This is a genomic window from Flavobacterium sandaracinum, from assembly GCF_004349135.1.
GTDB classification, from domain to species: Bacteria; Bacteroidota; Bacteroidia; order Flavobacteriales; family Flavobacteriaceae; genus Flavobacterium; species Flavobacterium sandaracinum.
The window spans coordinates 141,481-163,916 of record NZ_SMFN01000001.1 but is presented as its reverse complement, the minus strand read 5'-3'; the positions used below and the strand labels follow the sequence as shown (position 1 = coordinate 163,916).

Annotated in this window: 11 protein-coding genes; 3 read left to right on the top strand and 8 right to left on the bottom strand. The window is 34.3% G+C overall.

What is annotated here, in order from left to right; genetic code table 11:
• Positions 1 to 25 precede the first annotated feature (25 nt).
• Positions 26 to 1,822, top strand: coding sequence for a translational GTPase TypA (gene typA / locus E0F91_RS00695; RefSeq protein ID WP_132064465.1), 1,797 nt, complete (start codon positions 26 to 28; stop codon positions 1,820 to 1,822).
• A gap of 251 nt (positions 1,823 to 2,073) precedes the next feature.
• On the opposite strand, the gene E0F91_RS00690 is transcribed toward typA, so the two are convergent.
• From E0F91_RS00690 to E0F91_RS00660, 7 genes are all read right to left on the bottom strand, one after another.
• Positions 2,074 to 4,578: a T9SS type B sorting domain-containing protein gene (locus E0F91_RS00690; RefSeq protein WP_132064464.1), complete on the bottom strand. Its 2,505-nt coding sequence runs from the start codon at positions 4,576 to 4,578 to the stop codon at positions 2,074 to 2,076.
• Between the two features lie 21 nt (positions 4,579 to 4,599).
• On the bottom strand, positions 4,600 to 9,549 hold the full coding sequence (locus tag E0F91_RS00685) for a T9SS type B sorting domain-containing protein (RefSeq protein WP_132064463.1): 4,950 nt from the start codon (positions 9,547 to 9,549) through the stop codon (positions 4,600 to 4,602).
• A 24-nt stretch (positions 9,550 to 9,573) separates the two neighbouring features.
• Positions 9,574 to 11,898 (bottom strand): T9SS type B sorting domain-containing protein, encoded by a 2,325-nt coding sequence (locus tag E0F91_RS00680; protein ID WP_132064462.1) that lies wholly within the window; start codon positions 11,896 to 11,898, stop codon positions 9,574 to 9,576.
• Positions 11,899 to 11,913: 15 nt separating this feature from the next.
• The gene (locus E0F91_RS00675; RefSeq protein ID WP_132064461.1) at positions 11,914 to 12,750 is read right to left on the bottom strand and encodes an ABC transporter permease; all 837 of its coding nucleotides are present in this window, start codon (positions 12,748 to 12,750) and stop codon (positions 11,914 to 11,916) included.
• A gap of 91 nt (positions 12,751 to 12,841) precedes the next feature.
• Entirely contained in the window at positions 12,842 to 13,738 is an 897-nt protein-coding gene (locus tag E0F91_RS00670; RefSeq protein WP_132064672.1) for an ABC transporter ATP-binding protein, read from the bottom strand.
• 67 nt (positions 13,739 to 13,805) lie between these two features.
• On the bottom strand, positions 13,806 to 14,207 hold the full coding sequence (locus tag E0F91_RS00665; protein ID WP_132064460.1) for a response regulator: 402 nt from the start codon (positions 14,205 to 14,207) through the stop codon (positions 13,806 to 13,808).
• Positions 14,197 to 16,026, bottom strand: coding sequence for a PAS domain-containing sensor histidine kinase (locus tag E0F91_RS00660; RefSeq protein ID WP_132064459.1), 1,830 nt, complete (start codon positions 16,024 to 16,026; stop codon positions 14,197 to 14,199). Before E0F91_RS00660 ends, E0F91_RS00665 begins: the two co-directional genes overlap by 11 nt.
• A 572-nt stretch (positions 16,027 to 16,598) precedes the next feature.
• On the opposite strand from E0F91_RS00660, the gene E0F91_RS00655 reads away from it, so the two are divergent.
• Together E0F91_RS00655 and E0F91_RS00650 are read left to right on the top strand one after the other, a co-directional pair.
• Positions 16,599 to 17,663: a hypothetical protein gene (locus E0F91_RS00655; RefSeq protein WP_132064458.1), complete on the top strand. Its 1,065-nt coding sequence runs from the start codon at positions 16,599 to 16,601 to the stop codon at positions 17,661 to 17,663.
• Between the two features lie 166 nt (positions 17,664 to 17,829).
• Positions 17,830 to 18,705 (top strand): SdiA-regulated domain-containing protein, encoded by an 876-nt coding sequence (locus E0F91_RS00650; protein WP_132064457.1) that lies wholly within the window; start codon positions 17,830 to 17,832, stop codon positions 18,703 to 18,705.
• Here E0F91_RS00650 and E0F91_RS00645 read toward each other — a convergent pair.
• Positions 18,688 to 22,422 carry a metallophosphoesterase gene (locus E0F91_RS00645; protein ID WP_132064456.1) on the bottom strand — a complete coding sequence of 1,245 codons (3,735 nt, stop codon included), beginning with the start codon at positions 22,420 to 22,422 and terminating at the stop codon, positions 18,688 to 18,690. The genes E0F91_RS00650 and E0F91_RS00645 overlap by 18 nt on opposite strands.
• Between the last annotated feature and the right edge of the window lie 14 nt (positions 22,423 to 22,436).

Genomic DNA, 22,436 nt, shown 5'->3' with positions numbered 1-22,436 from the left:
CCTTTGCACCCATTAAAAATCACAGATGGAATCTATTAGAAACATTGCAATTATTGCCCACGTCGATCACGGTAAAACAACTTTGGTTGATAAAATTATGTATCACTGTCAGTTATTTCGTGATAACGAAAACACAGGTGACTTAATCCTTGATAACAACGACTTAGAGCGTGAAAGAGGTATTACCATTACTTCAAAGAATGTTTCTGTAGTATACAAAGGAACAAAAATCAACATTATTGATACCCCTGGTCACGCCGATTTTGGAGGAGAAGTAGAGCGTGTATTGAACATGGCTGATGGAGTTTGTCTACTTGTAGATGCTTTTGAAGGGCCTATGCCACAAACGCGTTTTGTATTACAAAAAGCATTAGACCTTGGTTTAAAACCATGCGTTGTAATCAATAAAGTTGATAAAGAAAACTGTACTCCTGAAGAAGTTCATGAAAAAGTTTTTGACTTAATGTTTGAATTAGGTGCAGAAGAGTGGCAGTTAGATTTTCCTACTGTTTACGGTTCAGCTAAAAATAACTGGATGTCTGATCACTGGGAAAACGTAACTGATAATGTGGAAGCCTTATTAGATATGGTTATCGAAAATGTACCAGCTCCTAAAGTATCAGAAGGAACTCCTCAGATGTTAATTACATCTTTAGATTTCTCCGCTTTTACAGGTCGTATCGCTATTGGTCGTTTAGAAAGAGGTGTATTGAAAGAAGGTATGCCAATCTCATTAGTTAAAAGAGACGGGACAACAACTAAATCTAGAATTAAAGAACTTCATACTTTTGAAGGTCTTGGTCGTAAGAAAGTTCAAGAAGTTATTGCTGGTGATATTTGTGCAATTATTGGAGTAGAAGGTTTCGAAATTGGAGATACTATCGCTGATTTTGAAAATCCAGAAGCTTTGAAATCAATTGCTATTGATGAGCCTACAATGAGTATGTTGTTTACTATTAATGACTCTCCTTTCTTTGGTAAAGAAGGAAAATTTGTAACTTCTCGTCATATTAGAGAAAGATTGACTAAAGAATTAGAGAAAAATTTAGCCATGAAAATGGGTGAAACTGATTCTGCTGATAAATTTATGGTTTTTGGTCGTGGTGTATTACACTTATCTGTTCTTATTGAAACAATGAGAAGAGAAGGATACGAATTACAAATTGGTCAACCACAAGTAATCATCAAGGAAATTGATGGTAAAAAATGTGAGCCAATTGAAGAACTAACAATCGACTTACCGGAGAATCTTTCTGGTAGAGCTGTAGAGTTTGTTACTATGCGTAAAGGTGAAATGTTAAGCATGGAAACTAAAGGGGAACGTATGATTGTAAAATTTAATATTCCATCTCGTGGAATTATTGGATTGCGTAATCAATTACTTACTGCAACAGCTGGTGAGGCTATTATGGCACACCGTTTTATTGGATATGAGCCTTTCAAAGGAGAGATAGCAGGACGTAACAAAGGATCATTAATTTCTATGGAAAAAGGAAAAGCTATTCCTTATTCTATCGATAAATTACAAGATCGTGGTAAGTTTTTTGTTGAACCAAATACTGAAATCTATGAAGGTCAGGTGATTGGAGAAAACTCTCGTGCTGATGATATGTGTGTAAACGTAACTAAAGAGAAAAAACAATCAAATGTTCGTTCATCAGGAAATGATGAAAAAGCAAGGATTATTCCTCCAATCATTTTCTCTCTTGAAGAAGCTTTAGAATACATTCAAAAAGATGAATATGTTGAGGTTACTCCAAAATCCATTCGTTTACGTAAAATCTATTTGACAGAAACTGATAGAAAGAGATTTAAAATCTAATTCTATTTTTTATAAAATTGAAAAGCCATTCGTTTATTCGAATGGCTTTTTTTATGGCCTTTTATAACGGGCTTAAGTAGTATCTGCATGTTTTTTTTATCATCAGCGTGAACTGCCTAATGCAACTTGAAATAGTTATCTCAATAGTAGCAACACTAAAAAGTGAAATTTTCTCTAGCATAAAAAATTGCCTAATCTTCATGTTGAAAAGTAGGTGTTTGCTATTTTGCGTAGCTTTACCCAAAATCAATTTATCTTTTCAGACTGAAATGACCCTTGACCTCTCTACCATCTTCTAGTTTTACAGTGTACCAATAGTCATCAGAGGGCAAAGACTGCCCCATAAAAGTCCCGTCCCATCCTTGACTTGTCGGTATTAATTGCTTTATTAGCTTCCCATAGCGGTTAAAGATGTAGATAGTTGAATTTCCATTAAAAGTGGCATTTATTCCTTCAATATTCCAGAAATCATTAAAACCGTCATTATTTGGCGTGAAATATTTTGGAATACCAATCACAGAAATAGTTTTACTGACCGTTCCACATCCATTTTTATCATTAATATAAACTTCATGAATTCCAGAAGATACATTATTGAAAAAATTAGAGAACTGAAAAGGCCCATTTGGTTTGTCTAAACTAAATTCGTAAGCACCTGGTCCAATTGTGTTTACTGTTACTGTATTGATAGCATTCAAGTCTACTATGTCTATCTTTGTTATGGTCGCAATATCTGATGCTGAAACTTTTATCTTTTTTGTTGTACTGCATCCTGCAAGGCTTGTTACTACTACCGTGTAATCACCTTCCCTATTAACATCAAGTGTTGCATTCGTTTGTTCACTTAGTCTAATGTTGTCTTTTGTCCATTTATAAGTATAGTTACTAGAATCTATGCCGCTTGGAATTCCAGATTCTAACGTTACAAAAAAAGCAGGAAGATTTGAACAAACCATTTTATTCCCCTCTAGATCATTCTTGATCATTGGTTTTGGATTCACGACTAGTTTTAGTAAAGGACTCAAACCGTAACAGGAATTGTCTGCCGTACTTTCCACTCGGACCGAAATAATTTGTTCATTTGGATAGCCTTCATTTCTATAATTTAATGGGTTTAGTATTGCATTATTTTCGGATAAAGCATCTGCTTCATTTTTGAAATATTGGATAGAGTAGGGAGTTGTCGCAGGCGGAAGAATGGCAATGATATCTTTGCTAATACTACTGAAATCAAATGTAGCAATTCCGTCTCTATCGTCATTTATTGCTGTTAAGTCATCACAGGTCGAAAGTATCCGAGTGAAGGAAGGAGGGACTTGCGTGGTAGATACGATTAAATCAAGTTGGGCAATTTTTATGCAACTGTTTGTGTTCTCTACTCGTGCCCAAACCTTCATTCTTCCTGCAGTAGTGTTTGTAAAGGCGATAGGGTCAGGAATTAATTTTTCAACGTCGGCTGTTTCTGCACCAATAAGTGAAGTGAAATAGGTGATTTTTGGACTGGCTGTAGTCGTTATTTCGTAGTTTTTTACAGTTAAATTAAAGGCTGAAAATCCATCAGAATCTTCATCGCACTGCACTATTGTCACGTTATTTACTATAGGAAGAGGAGTTACAGTTAGTTTGATTTCGCTAATGTCTTCGCATAAAGTAGCAGAGCTAAAGGCTTTGACATAAATGGATTGTTGATTTGGGATTGTGTTGTAAAAAAATTGCCCTAGTTCGTTGCTATCTGTTTCAGCATCATTTCGAGAAATGAAATATTTAAGGATATAATCAGTAGTCCCTTCCTTGTTTAAAATTTCAGAAGTAACTTTGCTTAAATCAAAAGTAACTTTGCCATTTGAATCGTTTCCATCCTTCGCATCATCGCAAATAACGGACTCAGTTGTGGGAATCTTTACATAGTCTTTAACTTGAATAAAAAACTCTGACGTGTTGAAGCATCCTGTACTTGTATTGGTAATTCTTGCAAAAAGAGATTGAGGATTCTGTGAATTTATAAATGAAGTTGCATTAAGTATTGGATTTGCACTTGTTGTTGCGTCATTTTGATCTTTATGATAACTTACGTTAACACCGGTTTGGTCCCCTATTATAATTGGAGTATTTTTTGTTAAATCGAATGCTGTAGTAAAGTCCGCTGTTCCATCACTATCACATGTAACTATATTTAAGGTTTCGCCCGTTGGGACATTATTTGTAGGCGAAGAATTGAATGTTGCAGTACCGGTCCATTGAATTGAAAAATTGCTATTGCCAATGGGTCTGTCTATTACTAAAAAATAGGAATCGCCATCAGCTACCGTTAGCCATTTTACAAAGCTATTTCCATTGTTTCCGGGTCCTTCGGCTATATCAGTCTCATCTTCATTCATACCAGTATAATTATTATTTTGCCTTGTTGCTGCAGGATTAGTGGTAGAACACCTAATGGCCTGTCCAAGAGCACCGCATGTTTCGTTAGGTCCAAAAACAAAAAAATCAAAATCTTCTCTGATATCTGAACTTTCGGGAACGAGATTAAATCCTAGCGTACCGCCTTTTTTTATCGATATTTTTAACCAAATACTATTATTCTCCTCACTTGAGCAAGTATTCAAAGCAGATAATTCTTGAGTACCAATACCAGTTACTGTCAGTCCTTCTAAATTTGTATTTCCGCAAACAATAATGGCATCGCTACAGTCACTTTGTGCATGGCTCTTTACAAATGCAAGAAGTAAGAATAAGGACAGTAAGAGTTTTTTTGTCATGTTAAAATTTAAAAAATATTTTTACCTTTTTAAGCTAAAATGTCCTTTGGCTTCTCTACCATCTTCTAATTTTATGGTATACCAATAATCATCAGAAGGCAAAGGCTGGCCTGCAAAAGTTCCATCCCAACCTTCACTGGTTGGTATTAATTGTTTCAAAAGCTTTCCATAACGGTCAAAAATATAGATTGTAGACTTCGCATTAAAGTTGGCATTAATTCCTTTTACATTCCAAAAATCATTATAACTATCATTATTGGGTGTAAAATATTTTGGTACACCAATAACTGAAATAGTTTTACTAACCGTTCCGCAACCATTGATGTCATTAATAAAGACATCATAAATTCCGGAAGGAATGTTAGTAAATACATTAGAGGATTGGAAAGGGCCCGACGGTTCGTTTAGGCTATATTCATATTTTCCTTTTCCGGTAACATTCACTGTTACCGTATTTATATCTGTAAGGTCCACAATATCAATCTTTGAAATCGTTGCAATATCAGATGCTGTCACTTTTATTTTTCTGGTTCTACTGCAGCCTAAAGTTGTAAATACTTCAACAGTATAATTACCTTCGGCATTAACATCTAAGGTTGCATTGGATTGGCCAGTTAAAACAACAGCGTCTTTGGACCAAACGTATGTATAATTAGTTGTAGCTGAACCATCTTGAATTCCCGCATTAAGTGTTACGAAGAAAGTGGGGAGATTCGAACATACTAATTCATCCTCACTTCCATCTAAATTTAAATTTATTGGTGGAAGTGGATGTACTATAAAAGGTATAATTACCGATGCAGTACAGTTTGAATTTATAGTATTTTCTACTATAGCAGTAATGTCTTGAGTATTGCTGAAAAATGGATTTGGTAGCGGACTAGGTAACGAGGCACCATCTATGTCGAAATATTTAACATTCATTCCTGTTTGTCCTCCTAAAATTGTATTTTGAAAAGTACTGGTGTCAAATCCATATTTCCCGTCTTGCATTAATGGATCGGCTTCATCATCGCAAACCGTTGTTAAAGCTGTTGGAATTGGGAACGCTACAGGTAAATCATCTACGATAAAAACGATAGTTGTAGTATCAGAACAGCTCAAAGTTGTGGCGTTCGTTACCACTGCTTTTATAGTCTGAGATTCCGTTGTGAATGTTGGCGGAAAAGGACTGGGTAACTGATTGTTATTTTTATCAAAATATGTGATGGTTACATTAGTTTGTCCTTTTACTATATCTGATTCTAGAGTAGAAGTGTTAAAAGTATATATTCCGTCTTGATTGTCATCGCATTGTCTAGGAACGGTAACTGCATTCGCAAAAGGTAGTTTTTCAACAGTGAGCGATACATATGGTCCCAAACCATAACAGGCGTTATCGACATCACTGTCTACTCGACCCCATATTTCCTGTGTGTTTTGATAACCAATATTCCTATAGTTTGAAATATTTGTGATCGCATTGTTTTCCGCTAACGCATCTGTTTGATTACGGTAAAAAGTAACGGTGTAATTACCAACTGGCAATAAAGTTTTTATATCCGTTTCGGCACTGCTAAAGTCAAATGAACTAATTCCATCTCTGTTATCATTGTTTGAATTGTTATTCCCGTTTTCATCTAAGAAATCGTCACATTCCATATACGTTCTCTTGAAGGTGCTTGGAATTTGTGTTACTAAAACTTTTAAGGTTAATTCCGCTACGCTAAAGCAGCCGTTAGCATTGACTACTCTGGCCCATACTGTCATCGTGCCGGGTGTTGTATTTGTATAAGATGTAGGCGTACTAATAAATTCTGATTCGTTTGCTGTGGTAGCACCATCCAATGAAGTATAATAGAAGAAGTCCTCATTGGCAAAATTACTGGAAATAGCATCATTTTTCACCGTTAGATTAAAAGTAGTTACCGCATCTAAATCAGTATCACATTGAATGATAGTCACGTTATTAACGGTTGGTAAAGTGTACACGGTTAGCGTCGTATCATCTGAAAGTAATCCGCAAGAATTACCTACTTTATTTAGTAGAACTCGATATTTATATCCGTTCATTGTATTTTTTACGCTTGTTATTACTAAAGTATTGGTTGTTGCTCCAGAATAGATGACGTTATTAATAATAGTATTCCAAGTGGTTCCATTAGTAGAAATTTGCCATTGGTAGGTGTTGCCCCCATTGTCAACTAGTGTAATTGTCGCGTTTTCTAATTCACAAGTTGGATTTATTTTTGGTTGCGTTGAGATTGCAATCGGAGCGGCTGTTATGTAATTTGCATTTGGGGTTGAGTAGCCAGTACCGCTAGTTACTAGTCCATTACTATCAATGGTTGGTGGTGCAATCGTACCTAATAATCCATCTCCATTTGGATCCATGAATCCTGCTTCGATAACATCAGAACATAAATCTCCATCACTATCTAAATCGCGATAATTTTTGATGCCGTCAGTATCGGTGTCTGTTCCAAGATTTCCAGTTTCAATTGCATCAGTAATTCCATCATTATCGCTATCTAAATCTAGATAATCGGGTACGCCATCATTATCTGTATCGATTGGGACCAATCCAGGTTCAAACGCATTATCTAATCCATTTTTATTGGTATCAGAATTGGATAATGCAACCGAGGCATTTGGTTGAGATTCTATTATGTCTAGAATTCCATCATTGTCACTATCACTGTCTAGCTGGTCTGGGGTTCCATCGCCATCAGAATCTTTTGGAACACAAGAAGCAAAAAACTTAAATGTTGATTTGTTGGCATTGGTGTCAGATAAATTTTTGTGTGTGAAACTGATGGAGTTGGACAAGTAAGTAAGAAACTTGAATGTTCCTGTTCCCGGCACCAGGGGAGCGCTACTGTTCAAACGAAATCGTATTTCGAAAGAAGAATATTGTGTTACCCCGCTTTCATAAATACCATCATAATTAGTATCAATCAATAATTGGTTGTTTGGGTTGAGTACCGTTATGGTTTTATCGATATCTGAATTTACAATGTAATCAGAATCCGCATTCAATAAATCTGTTGCATTGGCGCTAGTTATATATTCCATTCCCAAACTTATGGGTTGGGCAAAAGTCATTTTATAGCTTACAAAATTTCCTTTTCCGGCGGGTATTTGGGTAATAAAACTTCCATTGTCATTTCCTGTAAAAGGAGTAACACTTGCTGCTGTCGACGTAGAAATGGCTCCAATAAATGAATTGGAATAAAGACCAGTTGCTATAATTCCCCCAAGAGGATTGGATATAGTAACATCTTGATTGCCATAAGATTCTATACAATTGGTAATTCCGTCATTGTCATTGTCGATGTCAATATTATCGTTTACGCTGTCATTATCTATATCTGTGTCACACGTGCTTACAGGAATCAGGTCAGATAAAACAGGAGGAGAACTGCAACCAGATATACTACCCTTTACTTGATAATAACCAGGTTCTTTGGGAGTAAATGAACTGTTATTAGAATTACTTTGAGCAACACCATTAAAATACCACTCGAAGGTATCGTATGAAGAAATGGAACTAACTTTTAGCGTAACATTAGGAATACAGGATGAACTACCTACGGTGATTTCGTCATTTATAATTTCGGGCTTGGTATCAAAACCGGAATAATAACCTCCATAAGTAGCTGCATTGTTTGAACCAAAATAAGAAACATAGACTTGTTTGGATGAAAAGACGCCAATATTTCCAGTTAAACCAGTAATAGTGTAGGTTTCATATAGCGTATTCCCAATGACATCCTGTGGTTGGACGCCAATAGGCTGTCTAACGCCATTTATCGCAATTTCTATAGTTGCTCCTTTTTCAGTAACAATATTTAATCCACTGTTTGTAGTAAATGACGTTGTTCCTATTTGCTCTATCATTGGAATATTATCAACGATATTTGGAGTAGAACAGTTTAATGGCGGAACAAAAAACATTTCTTGATTGGCCTGACTCGAACTCCCAACACTTTGGTATGCAAAGACATTTTTATTTGTTTTTACATATAAACTGCGATTGGCAGAATAATTTGTACCATCAAGGATTATGTATTGCCCGGCAGTAAGAGGAGTTGTGTTAAATGGAATTGTACTTCCATTAAGGTAAATAAAAGTGTCATTTTCGTGAGCCACGAGCAAAGGCCTTTCTAAAATATCTAAGCCCAAACCACGAACAAAAATATATTCATTCCCTATTCTTTGTGCAGGTACTATCTGATCAAATCCTAAATCTAAATTTCCACTATTGTTTCCATTCGTGCCTCCATAAGAACCGCAATTCATGACAATGGGTTTGTTAGATTTTACTAATGCCCCAATTAATCCATCTTTATTGGCGGTACTAATATCTTCCGTCGCTAAAACATAGCTCTGACCTGTATTTAAAGTTACACTTGGGGGAGTGTTTCCTACGGTTGTATTTCCCATTAAGGTTACTCCCGCTTTTATGCCGCTAAAATCGACCACCGTATTGTTTTCAGTAGCTAAGATTGATAAAAAAGTATATCTAAAAGTACCATTATTTGCTGTACCCGTATTGACAAAAGCGCCAACTCTAAACTCATTCCCAATAGCTGATATACCTTTTGAAACAAGGGAACCGGCTTGATTGGAATTACCTGCTATTACTCGTGCGGCAACGTAAATTAAATTTTCGGCCTCAATAATAAATCCCTTATTGGATAAAGGAGTGTTTAATAAACCAGGTTCAACATGCAGTTGGCTATCTGTTCCAAATCCTACGTTATATTCAACTGGTGAATTTTTTGATACTATAATTTCCGTAATACCTACTCCTAAGGCGTTAATTTTAACCTTTACAGGAATAAAACTCGGTGTAGAAATGTAGAGATATTGGTCTTGTGCAGCAACCGAATTAGATCCTGACAACGGTGGTATATAATGTGTTTTACTAAATTGGGCAAAGCAGCTTATTGATAAAAAAATAAAGAAAATAAGTAAAGTTTTTTTCATGCGCTAAAAATAGGGAAATTAGTATTATCTTTTCAAAGAAAAATGTCCTTTTATGATTTTCCCATCCGTAAAAGTTAAATTAAACCAATAATCATCAGCGGGTAATAAGACTCCATTAAAACTTCCGTCCCAACCAACATCTGAAACCGTTAATTGTTTCAGTAGCTTTCCGTAACGGTCAAAAATATATAATGATGATTGGGGAAGTGTGTCCAGATTTTTAATTTTCCAAACATCATTGTACCCATCATCATTTGGCGTGAAATAACGCGGGTAATCCAAAACGTAAACGACAAAAGGCAACGAGGTGCCGCAACCATTCTTATCTCGGGCATAGACTAAATATTTTCCTGGAACCACACCATTAAAAGTGGAATTTTCTTTAAAAAAATCACCGTCAATTGAAAATTCATATGCTCCAATTCCCGTGTACTCAATTGAAATTGAATTCTTATCACCCGCAAAATCGTTTGTTTTTATGCCTGTTATCGTTGCAATTCCAGAAAGGGTTACCGTATATTTTTTAGTTTTTTGACAGCCTTTCTCATTTGTGACTACTACAGTATACGTTCCTGGAGCATCAATCAAAATACTATTAGAACCTGCTCCTGTGTTCCATAAATAGTTGGTGAAGCCACTATCAACGGCAAGAGCTATGCTAGATCCTTCACATAAAATCAAAGATTCGTCTTGAAAATTAGGTGGGTCAAATGGGTTTACTTCCAATTGTATAGGAGTAATTGCATAACAGTCGGGTCCATTTACAATCTTAGCAAAAATGGTTTGTTGATTCGGAATCGTGTTTCTAACAACCGTTGAGAGTTGGTTTTGCGTTGTTATAGCATCCGTTGAGGTCAAATAATACTGAACGACCAATCCCGCTGGTAAACCGGTCAGGACCTGTGCGGTTGCCTGAGTACTTAAATTAAATTCAGTTAAACCATCTTCGATACCATCGCCGTCGCAAGTTTTGATGGGGTTTTGTTCCGAGAGGGTAGTATTGGAAATAAGAAGTTTTACCTCCGAAAAGTTTTCACATCCCAAAGAATTGGTCACTCTAGCGAATACAGATTGACTCGGTGCTGTATTTTGAAAAGTGGTTGTGTTGCTAATTGGATTCATTTGTGCTTTGGCAGCAGCCAAAGATTCATAATAGACTACCGTGCTTAAATTCGGTATATTATTTTTTACAATGGCATCTACTTTTGTCAAATCAAATAGAGTGATTCCGTCAGAGTCAGGATCACATTGCAAAAGTGTGGTGTCCCTCAAATCGATTTTTGGAACATATTCAATTTTTATATCTTCTGTTGCAATACAGCTGGGTGTCAAGAGTACTTCAACTTTATAAATACCAGGACTTGTAACATTGTAAGTAGGTGTGGTATCGGATAATTCGATTCCGTTTTTAAACCATTTGTATTTATAACTTGAGGGCAGTTTAGGATTGATAGTGTAACTTTCGCCAAAGCAAATAGCATTGTTTGTGGATAGTAATCGATCAGGCCCTAAATCAATTTTTGGCAGAAAGCTACCCGCTTCTAGAAAAACTGCCGAATCAAAATCAGCATTTTCGTCATCAGCGATAACTAATTTTATATGATAAATTTTGCCAGCAATCACGTTACTTTGCGCATTAAGAACGGTAGTTTGTCCACTGTAATTAATCGGGCTAGTGCTGCCGTTATACCCTCCAAAAAAATTCTCATTTACAGCCGAACATCCAGGTATTAAACCGCCAGATCCATTGAATGGAGGAATCAAGGGATGAACATTGGTTGACGAAACAGGAATCGTAGAATTGGGTAGGACCGCTATATTTTGATAGGGTGTAGGACTTCCTTTTTCTTTGATTAAAAAAGCAAATCCGTCTGAATAAAAGCAAGGAAAATAATCTTGGTATTCATTTGAAGCAAAGATGTAGTTGAAACTGATAAAATTTGTCAACGGAATAAAATCGAATTCAAGGACTGTAGCATTGAATGTTTGTGTTAAATTTAATACCTGTTCTAAATCAGAATCCCCCAGCCAACCTGAATTTCCACCACCCCTGTTTCTTACAAATGGGCCTACAGAGTTTTGACTGCTCCAGGTGCTTAAAACTACACCTTCTTGGAACGGAAAATTACTGTTGTTTGCATTGAAATAAGCATAACTTTTTTGAATACCAGAAAAATTATCTCCGGCAGCTGCAGCGTTTGAAATGGTAGCGCAGGAACTATTTACTAAAACATTTTCTACCAGTTGATTTGCTGTAAAAGTGTCATTTACTATAATAGTTTGTGCAGTTGCATTACTAAAAATGCAACAAACGAAAAAATAAAATAGTATTGTTTTTACACCGTTCATAGCGCTATAAAGATACTACAAATCTCTATTTTTTAATAATCGATGTGAAAGGAAAATAAAAATCACGGTCCAGCATAAAACAATTAGTAGGGAAGACAGTTCGACATCATATTTTTTGACATTATCTAATCCAATTTGTGTTCCCAAGTTTTTCACCACTGACAAACGTGTAAAGGGTTCGATGATTAAATTCGACATCGATTCCAAAGGAAAAAACTGCATAATAGAAGCCGCTGTGGTACTTTCTGGAAAAATCTTGAATGTTAAAATACCTTTTACAATTCCTTCGATAATATTCCAAACCAATAAAAAACCTAACGCAAAGGCGGAACGTTTTACCAATATTCCTAAAAATAAACAAAACGAAAAGAAACCAACTAATTTTACGAAATAGGCAAGCAGGTATTCTAAATCAGAAAATACGATACTAAATTCTGTGTAAGATGAAAAACTAAATCCTAAAATCAGTGACATTATAAAAATAAAAATAGTAGATACTGATGCAAATAAAACAACGGTTAAAAATTTAGACTGAATAAATTCCGCTTTGCTCATGCCATCAATTAAGTTTTGCTTTAGCGTTCCATAACTGTATTCATTTGCCATCATCGAAACAATTACGATGGCTAAAAACAGTTTTAGTATCGCTGCAATGTACGTGTTGAAATGCCAAATAAAAGGAAAGTTAAAAATTCCCATTTCAGCCAGGTGAAATTTAAAAATTCCTAAATCAAACTTTATAGAGGCTATTAATGCAATGAAGGTTAAAAGGATAAAGTAGGTTAATGTCAAAACCCTACTGGCTTTGTTTTTCCAAATTTTTTGTAGTTCTATGGAGAGAAGTCGTTTCATAAATGGAGTATTAATACTTAAGAACTGAAGCTTAAGATTTAGTGTTTTGTAGTAAGATTTAAATGAGCTAAGGCAATCGCTTTATCCACTTTTATTTTTTTTGAGTCAATTCTAAAAATTGTTCTTCCAAGCTGTTTTTTCGTTTCACCAAATGATTTAAAACTATATTATTTTCAAAAAGAAAACGATTCAAGTCTTTTGCTTCCAAATTTTCTTTGAGATAAACCAAAACTTTTCCTTGCTCCTGAACAATATTTTTAGTGGCGGGATGTGTTTGTAAAATTCTCATTAAGTTGGGAATGTCATCTGCCTCTACTTCAAAAAATCCCTCGTTAGCTGACATTCCATCGACTAAACCGGTATATAAAACCACTCCTTTTTGTAATACTAAAACGTGGGTGCACACTTTTTCCACTTCGTCTAATAAATGCGAAGCGAGTAGTATGGTTGTCCCTTGGGATGCAATTTGTTTGATAATATCTCTAATTTGATGGATTCCTTGTGGATCTAAGCCATTTGTAGGTTCGTCTAAAATCAATATTTCAGGATCATTCAATAGTGCCGAAGCGATTGCTAATCGTTGCTTCATACCTAATGAAAAGGTACTGAATTTACTATTTTGGCGATCCGTCAAACCTACTAATTCTAACTTTTCATTGACTTTAGCATAGTTAATTCCCTTGATTTTGCACACTAATTCTAAGTTTTCCTTAGCGGTCATATAAGGGTAGAAATTTGGTCTTTCGATAATTGCGCCTACTTTTTTTAGGGCTTGATGTGTTTCCATAGTTCCGTCAAACCAGCTGTATTCGCCGGAAGTTTTGTTGACCACATTTAAAGTAATACCTAAGGTGGTTGATTTTCCGCTCCCATTAGGGCCTAAGATCCCATAGACATTACCTTTTTTTATTTCGAAAGAAACGTTTTTTAAAGCTTGGAGTGTGCCATAACGTTTATTGAGATTTTTGACTGAAAGTATCGTTTCCAAGGAATTCATCTTTATATGTTTTTATATAGGACGAACAAGGACCGATTTTGTTACTATTTAATCAGAATTAGTTTATTTCTCCAATTAATTTGCAAATTGCGTCTAGTTTTTTAGCGGTAATTGGTTTTTCAATATAGTCTTTCACTATTTGATATTCCTTCGCTTTTTCGATGTCAGCTGGGTCAATTGAGGAAGTCATGATAAAAATAAAGATCTCTTTTTTTAATGATAATTCAATAAATTCGTCTAGGAACTGCCACCCATCCATAATTGGCATATTCAGGTCGAGTAAAATGGCATCTGGTAGAATTTCGGTGTTAAATTCATTTTTTTTTAGCTCTTTTAACGCATGTTGGGCATTATTAAAAGATTGAATTTCATCGCAAAACTTATTTTTAGAAATAAGAATGCTCATCAGTTTTACGGTTAATTTGTCATCGTCTATGATATAAGTTAATTTATTTGTCATTTAAATAAATTTTAAAATTTGAACCTAGATCTACTTCACTTTCTACTTCAATTTTACCATTCATGGCTTCTAATTGATTTTTAGTAATAAATAATCCAATTCCTTTAGCATCTTCGTTGCCATGGAAGGTTTTATACATGCCAAAAATTTTATGTCCATTTTTTTCTAAATCTAATCCTAATCCGTTGTCTTTGAAATTTATGATATTGAAGTTATCAATAATTTCATGTCCTATCTCTAAGGTGGCTATGCGCTGCTTTGATTTGTATTTTATAGCATTGGTAATTAAGTTGAGTAAAATACTATCTAAATAGGCTGGTATGGCTGTAACCATAAGATCCTCTGGAATGGTGTCCGTTATAATTATTTTACTTTCTTTAATGACTAACCTTAATGCCTTTTTTGTTTTTTCGATTTCGTGTTTTAAACAAATTTCTTTTTTTTCGATATTCGTTTTTTGCTGAATTGTTATGATTTCATTCAAATATTCAATTGATTCAGACAGTTTTTCCGTTCCTTCTTTAAATAATTCAAAATAGGAAAGTTTTTCGGGGATATCATCAGTGTTTTCAATCACATCTACTACCATAGATAAATTACTGGTGTGAGAACGGATATTATGGGAAACGATATGTGTAAAGTTATATAATTTATTATTCTGATTACTAGTGACTTCTAAAAGTTTTTTCAGTTCTAGTTCTTTTTCAATTCTGGAAGTTACATTTCGTCCTACACCAATAAAATTGATAAAATTATTGTGATTATCAAATGCTGTCGTGATATTCAATTCAAACCAATATTTTTCTTTTTTCTTGTTGTAATTGAGTACCGTAATCTTTATGCTTTCTTGGTTTTCAATCGCTTTTCGCATCAATGATGAGGCAGTTGCATCCGTTTCGAGACCTTTAGATAAATATCCTGGTTTTTGCCCTAAAACTTCATTCATTGTTAAACCAGTTAGGTCTAAATAGGCTTGATTTGCCCATACTGCTATTCCTTTTTTATCAGCAATTACTATCGTATCCGTAGTCTCAGATGCTGCAAGTGATAATAAATTCAATTTGTTTTCTACATTCTTTCTTTCGCTGATGTCTCTAATATAACACACTAAATAAGTGATATGTTCCACCTGAAATTTCTTTCCAGAGGCTATTTCTACCGGGATTAAATCTCCAGTTTTAGGTTTTATGAAGGTTTCATCAACGGCATAGTCATTTCGGTGTAGGTTATATTTCAGAAAAAAATGGGCTTCTTTTCTGAACTCTTCTGGAAATAATTCGGTGTAATGGATGCCTTTTAATTCAGAAGCATCATAACCAGTGAGGACTGAGGATCTCGGATTACAATCGGTTATGATGCCATTAGAAGTGTCAATAATAAAGATGGAGTCATTAGCACTAGAAAAAATGGACGAAAATTTATCTACATTTAATTGAAGCTCATTAATTAGGTTCTGTTCATTTGTGATGTCCTGAAAAGTACCTAATAAATTAGCCGGTTTTCCATCAATCATTTCCACTTGACAGATGCATTCTATATATTTTATATTGTTTTTAGCAGTTGTAATTTGGAATTTATCATCAAATGAAATTCCTTCATGAATTGCACTATAAATCCTGTTTCTAATCCGGTCTCTGTTTTCTCCTTCGGTATAAAAATTAATTCCGTTTCCATTAACAGGCTCAAAATCAGCAGGAACTTCAAGAATGCATTTTGTCACTGCATCCCAAAAAACGTGATTCGTTTGCATATTCATCTTCCATATACCAATCTTAGCTGATTGCGCAGCCTTGAAGTAGAGTTCAAGTTTATTTGTCATTAGTCGGTACTATACGTTTTTAAGTAAATTGGGGGATTCAAATATAAAGTTTATAATTCAGCATATATTTTTTTTAACATTAAATAACAGCTTGTCAAGATGGTATAATATATTGTATCTTAAATACTTTTTAATCAGCTGTTATTTTTTGTTGAGGTTGGACTCTCTTTATGATTTGGGTTTATCTAATAGAAAAACATTTAAATAGCTGTAATAAAAGTCTTTATGATTTTAGTGATTATCGTTTATTAAACTAAAAAAATAAAGCTGCTTGTTTTTATTAGTTTGGGATAAATGGAGCAGGAACTTAATCCAGCTTGCACTGCAGTATTTGGTTTTGTAGTTTTAAACTAAATATTATTTTTTTTATTCGAAGTTAAAATTTTTAATATTTAAAGGAATTTATTGCTACATAATTTGCGGAAATTTATAGTTTCAAGGTCCATTTAGATCCTATAAAATCAACTTTATTGCATTTTTATAGTTAGAGGGTAAGTTTGCATAGGTTTAGTTGAACGCATGCACCAATCAGCAGCTTAATTTGTTGTAATTTTGCTGTAAATATTTTTCAGATGAGTGAGCCAGTAATGATTTTTAAAAAACCATCCTACCCTATAAATGATGCTCTTTTGCAGTATTTAGAGCGGTTTGATCGCATATCAAAAGTCTCAATATTTTATGATGATTTATTGCGGTTTTCAGGTTCGATAACGGTGTATGATAAAAACGATGAGGATACGTTATGGATTAGAGTGTACTACAATGAGTTTGAAAGAGAAGAAATTGATTTGAATCTTAAAAAGATCTATTCACTATTGCACTCCGATGGTAATTTAGGAATTATTAAATTCCTAAATGTGGATTCTATAGACTATTGTACTTTTGGGAACTCAAAGCCCTTTCGAATAAAAGTCAGGAACATACTTAATGATAATTATACGCACTTTTATATCAAAAAAGCCGATGCTTCCCGTGTTTATGGTTTGGAATTAGAACACATTCTTTCCCCTGATAAAATCAATTTTTTAGTGTACCAAGATACTTTAATTGAGGAGCACATCATGGGAATTCCAGGCGATGTATTTATTAAAACCTTACTGAAAGATTGTACAGAAACGGAAAAGTCACAGATCGCAAAAGAGTTTGTAAAGTTTAATGAACGTTGTATGATTCGGTTACTAGGGGATATGCGTTCTTATAATTATGTAATTGTTCCTACGCATGATTTTGACCAAGTGGTCTATAAAATACGCGCTATAGATTTTGATCAGCAATGTTACGAAGGCAATTTTAAAGTGTATCGCCCACAGTTTTTTAAAGAAAATTATCCAATGGTTAAATTGGTAAAAGAAAAACTTCAAAATAGTTCAATCGAGCAATACAAAGATGAGGAGCGTTCTGTGTTAGCCAAAAGAATGATTTCTGCGGAAAATAGAATCAACAGATTGTTGGAAATTATGGGAGAGGACGAACTTGCACCCGAAGCACATTTTCAGCAATTACAATTAGAACTGTACAATTATACCAATGATTTGAATTTTAAAAAAGCCAAATCTATGGGGGAAATTATGAATGCAGCATTTGAATTTATTACTCGAAATTTCAAAAGCATTAATTTATTTAAATCAAGAATGTAAGCATTGGTTTTTTTTTGTGTAAAACGAATTAAAATTATTTTAGGCCACGCTACTATTCAATTCGTATGGTTTAACTTTTGCAAGCACAAATAAGAAGGAATGAAGTCGCCAAAGTGCTTTGTATTATTTCCTTATGCTATTCAAATTTACGTCAAGTTCTTTTTCTATGAAAAAATATTTTTTATTAAGTGTCTCTTTTATTTTATTGGCTTGTCAGCAAGAATCAAATTCTTTGACACCACTTTTTTCTTTGCCTAGTAAATTAAAAGAGGTTTCGGGAATAACGTATGTTTCCAGTACCAATTTGTTATGGGTACTTGAAGATCGTGGCAACCCAAATGTACTTTATAGTATTAATTCTAATGGCAAAATCGAGAAAACCATAACCATAGAGAATACGGATAATATCGATTGGGAAGACATCACAAAAGACAAAGAAGGAAATCTCTATATTGGCGATTTTGGTAATAATGACAATGAAAGAAAGGATTTGAGTATTTACAAAATTGATAAAAAGGCGCTCCAAAATGAAAGCGCCAAACCAGTATATAAAATATCCTTTACATATCCCGAACAAAAAGATTTTCCACCTAAGAAATCAGAAATGTTTTATGATGTAGAAGGTTTTTTCGAGTTTAAAGATAATTTTTATCTTTTTACCAAAAATAGAAGCAAAGGATTTGACGGAACAGCATTTTTATATAAAATACCGAATGCGCCAGGAGTTTATCAAGCGGTTTTAATGGGAGAATTTAAAACATGTACAGCGTATAATAGTTGTGCAATCACTAGTGCAACCATTAGTCCAGATGATAAAAAAGTGGCACTTTTAACACATGACAAACTATTTTTATTTGAAAATTTTAAAAATGATGACTTTCTTAATGGTACTAAAACTATTCTGGAATTAAATCATTTCTCTCAAAAAGAAGCGGCTTGTTTTAAAGACAATGACCGCTTATTCCTTGCCGATGAAAGAAAGAAAGACATTGGAGGAAACGTTTATGATGTGAGTCTTAAAATATTAAAATCCAAATCCTAGACCAAAAGCAATTCGTGCTTCTTCGCCTGCACTTTTGAAATAAGTGATTCGGGCGGTTAATACATTTAGTCCGTTCAACCATAAGCCACCACCAAAGGACTGATGCCATTTATCTGAATTTTCCCCTTTCCTCCACACTCTACCGTAATCAAAACCAGTTAAAATTCCATAGGACATAGGAATAATGCTCCTTTTTATTTTTCCTAAATTCAAACGAATATCACTACTTTGATAGAAAGATTGGTTGCCTAAAAAGCGTTCGTTTCTGAAACCTCTTAAGTCATAATCACCCCCTAAAGTCGTCCCTTGGTAGAATTCAAAATTGTCATTTAATACGGCTTTCCCTTTAAGTATAGTTGCGAATACTAGCTTCCCGTTAGCGTCTATTTTGTGATTAAAATTAAGCTTGCTTTCTAGTGCAGGGAAATTTCTTTTGGTATCTTCTAAATTTATTTTCCACGTACCTGCAATACTAAAGCCCATTCCCATAGAGGGAAAAGATGGTATATCATAATTTTCAAAACTGTATTTTATCATTGCTCCAGCAAATTGTTGGCTTTGAAAAACGGATGGATTTACGCTTGGAGAAAGATCTACAAATCGATTCATAGTTTCTTCTACGGTGATTCTTTCAAAACTGGTTTGTAGCTGAATCGTACTGCCGTACTGTCCAACTCTTTTAATAGATGGCATCACTTTTAGCATTCTGATGCGAACACGATTGTAATCCATGCCAAAAATAGCATCTTCGTTTACTGTCTCATTTCCGTAACCAAAATAATTAATCGTAAAATTAGGACTGGTGAAACGGCTCTCAAAATCAGCATCCCATTTGCCAAATAATTTTGGAAATTTACCATTATAAATAACTTCATATCCTTTTGTAGCAAAGAAATAATTGGTTTTTAGACTGTGCTTTTGAGTGTATGGATTCTGTTTAAAATCATTAACAAGATACCCGGCTACAATGCCTATTTTTATGCCATCATCAGGATTAAATCCAATATTAGGGAGGCCTGAAAAAGCATTATATTTCGGTTTTTTGTAATCATATAAACTAGTTTCATATTCGTCTGATAATAAAGTTTTACTTTTAGTATCTAATGCATAAGTATTATCCTTTGACTTAAAATCATGAATTTTTATTTTTCGTCCGTATTCAACTGTGTAGGTATCCCGATTTTGACCTCCAATTAGTCGGATTTTAATTCCTGATTTAGCTGTTCCTTTTACTTCAAAAATATCCTCATCGTCTAAACCATAAATCCATATTTTTTTTGTTTTTTCGGCGGTAAAGTTTTTGATGTACTGTAATTCTTCTCCATCATTTTTTATGCGAAACACTTGGATTTCGAGTTTGTTTTTTTCTTTATTTTGGATTACAAACTTGTCTTTTTTATCTGTTCCTACAATCAAAACAGTGTGTTGTAAAACCGAGTAGTATTGGGAGGCGGAATGGTGCAATTCTTTCTTCCGAAGTTTTAATTTTCGTTTGATGTCTTGTAATGTCTCATCTTGTACTGCCACGGGTAAATTATCAAATGCGCCATCGATATCTTTATCTGATAGGTTGTCTTGTATGTATTTTGCTTGTTTGATCCATTCCTTATCATCTGCTTTTTTTATGAAAGCAAGATCTAAGGGATAAGGTTCTCGATTCATCAATTTGACATTTTTCATTTTATCACCAAAAGATTGCATGTGACGCAATGGTGCACTTTTCATTAATACAAAGAGTAATGCGCCATCATATTTAGTAAATGCTTGGTCTCTATCTCGCGGGATGGGTTTGTAAATTATTTTTTGATCTACTTTATATTCGCCCCAGCGCCACTGATCTTCATGACGGTCCCAATCACCAATAAGCATGTCAAATAATCGGGCTTTGATATAAGCACTTTCGTCTATTGTATATTTTTCGTCTTTCTGAAGGTTCTTCAAGACCTCCTTTGTGCTAATGATGGCCAGTGGATTACCAAAACTTTCTACTGTTTTTTGACTATCTGTTGGTCGTTCTTCTACCAAGTATAATTCGTTTCCAAATTCAGTATTAAAATTTTGCAACGCACTGTGTTTTGGAATGTAGTATAAGTTGGGATTCGCATGAGCAACACCTATTTTTGCAGCTAAATTACCCACAGCAAACGGCGTATAAGGATGTGCAGTCGTATAAAAATCAGACAGTAAATTTTCGGCATACGTATCATCAAATTCATCTTGTATATACTGATTCTTGAATGCTACGGATTGTATAAAACGTGTTGTGCTTTTTTTCATAGCACGCATCACATATTCTTTACCCGTTTTATCATTGAGTTGTAAGGAATTAGATTGATGCCCTCCACCGGAACGTTTTGGTTGTAATCCACCAAAAAGAGTGTCAATTGTAGTAGTCTTAGCCATTATCGGTAGACTGTAATATTTGCGGTAGTGGTTTCCGAAGAAGAACCTATAAAAACCTGATTTCTCGGTTTGTTTTGAAGTATAAATGCTAGCAGTGGTCGTCTTGGGAAATGATGTTGGAAATACTTTCGTGTCATAATCCTCTTTTTTTTCTAACACTAATTTTTCAAAGATTAGTTTTTCCGTATTATTTTCTTTACCATAAAAAGATACTTTTACCGCCCCATTTTCATAGATTGACAACGAAGCATACCCATTTCGGCCATAAGAAAAATCATTAGGATAAAGTGCCTTGGCAGCCTCAGATTTGGAACCCGCACCACTAATAACTTGTTTAATATTGTCCTTTTCAATATATTGTAAATTATGATCATGTCCGGACACTACAATAACATTATCCTGATTTTGAAGCAGTGTTTTTACTCTTTTGATGAAAAGGCTGTATTGCTTATTTTGAATATCTTGTGGACTTGCCCCAGATGTTTTTCGAACAAAATTGATTAGAGAACCTAAAACAGGAAGCGGAATTTTTTGTTCTAATGGGAAAAGTTGTTTTTCGAGCGAAAATTGACCTCCATGTGATCCATTGCTCATTAGCGGGTGATGCAGTGCGAGAATTACTGTTTTTTCTTGATTCTTACTCAAAAGGTTTTCAAATTCTTCAAAAAAAGCTTCTCGAGTTTTGATCGTGCAGTCATCATTTATTGTTGGGCTATTATCCCAATCCTCTAAAAACCATTGGCTGTCAATAGTGATTAAAACCAGATTTTCGTTGATTTCTACATCATCAATTCCGCAACTTTTTCTAGGAAGAAATGATTTCTTATCGTTGAGGTAGTCCATTACAAATTTAGCTTGGCGTTCTAATCCTTTAATTCCACTATACCAATCGTGATTTCCGGGAATAAAAACAGTTTGCCCTTTAAATTTCTTAGATAATTTAAGTTGATTTGTCAATTTACTTTCGGCAATAATTCGTTCATTAGGACTATCAGTTGCAGGCAATCCTTTTGGATAAATATTATCACCAAGAAATAAAAGAGTACTGTTTTTATTGGCTTTTTCTAAACGTTCCTCCAGTATAAGTAATGTTTGCTGCGCTTGCTTTTCATTGGCGTTACCAGCATCTCCAATTAAATAAAAAGTATGCGCAATTTTTGAACTATCTGTGGCGTTCTTTGTAATTGGATTTGCGATATTTTTACCAAATTGTGCGTGATGAGTGGCACAAGATTGAAAAATCAGTACCATGAGAAATAATATATAACCTGCTTTATTGGAAGTAATAAAACAATTATCCGAAAATAATTTCATAATTTAGTAGTATA

What these genes read in the sequence shown, in the direction of transcription:
- E0F91_RS00685 (WP_132064463.1), bottom strand. Translation starts at nt 9,549, where the DNA reads ATGAAAAAAACTTTACTTATTTTCTTTATTTTTTTATCAATAAGCTGC.
- E0F91_RS00655 (WP_132064458.1), top strand. Translation starts at nt 16,599, where the DNA reads ATGAGTGAGCCAGTAATGATTTTTAAAAAACCATCCTACCCTATAAAT.
- typA (WP_132064465.1), top strand. Translation starts at nt 26, where the DNA reads ATGGAATCTATTAGAAACATTGCAATTATTGCCCACGTCGATCACGGT.
- E0F91_RS00650 (WP_132064457.1), top strand. Translation starts at nt 17,830, where the DNA reads ATGAAAAAATATTTTTTATTAAGTGTCTCTTTTATTTTATTGGCTTGT.
- E0F91_RS00660 (WP_132064459.1), bottom strand. Translation starts at nt 16,026, where the DNA reads ATGACAAATAAACTTGAACTCTACTTCAAGGCTGCGCAATCAGCTAAG.
- E0F91_RS00665 (WP_132064460.1), bottom strand. Translation starts at nt 14,207, where the DNA reads ATGACAAATAAATTAACTTATATCATAGACGATGACAAATTAACCGTA.
- E0F91_RS00680 (WP_132064462.1), bottom strand. Translation starts at nt 11,898, where the DNA reads ATGAACGGTGTAAAAACAATACTATTTTATTTTTTCGTTTGTTGCATT.
- E0F91_RS00675 (WP_132064461.1), bottom strand. Translation starts at nt 12,750, where the DNA reads ATGAAACGACTTCTCTCCATAGAACTACAAAAAATTTGGAAAAACAAA.
- E0F91_RS00645 (WP_132064456.1), bottom strand. Translation starts at nt 22,422, where the DNA reads ATGAAATTATTTTCGGATAATTGTTTTATTACTTCCAATAAAGCAGGT.
- E0F91_RS00690 (WP_132064464.1), bottom strand. Translation starts at nt 4,578, where the DNA reads ATGACAAAAAAACTCTTACTGTCCTTATTCTTACTTCTTGCATTTGTA.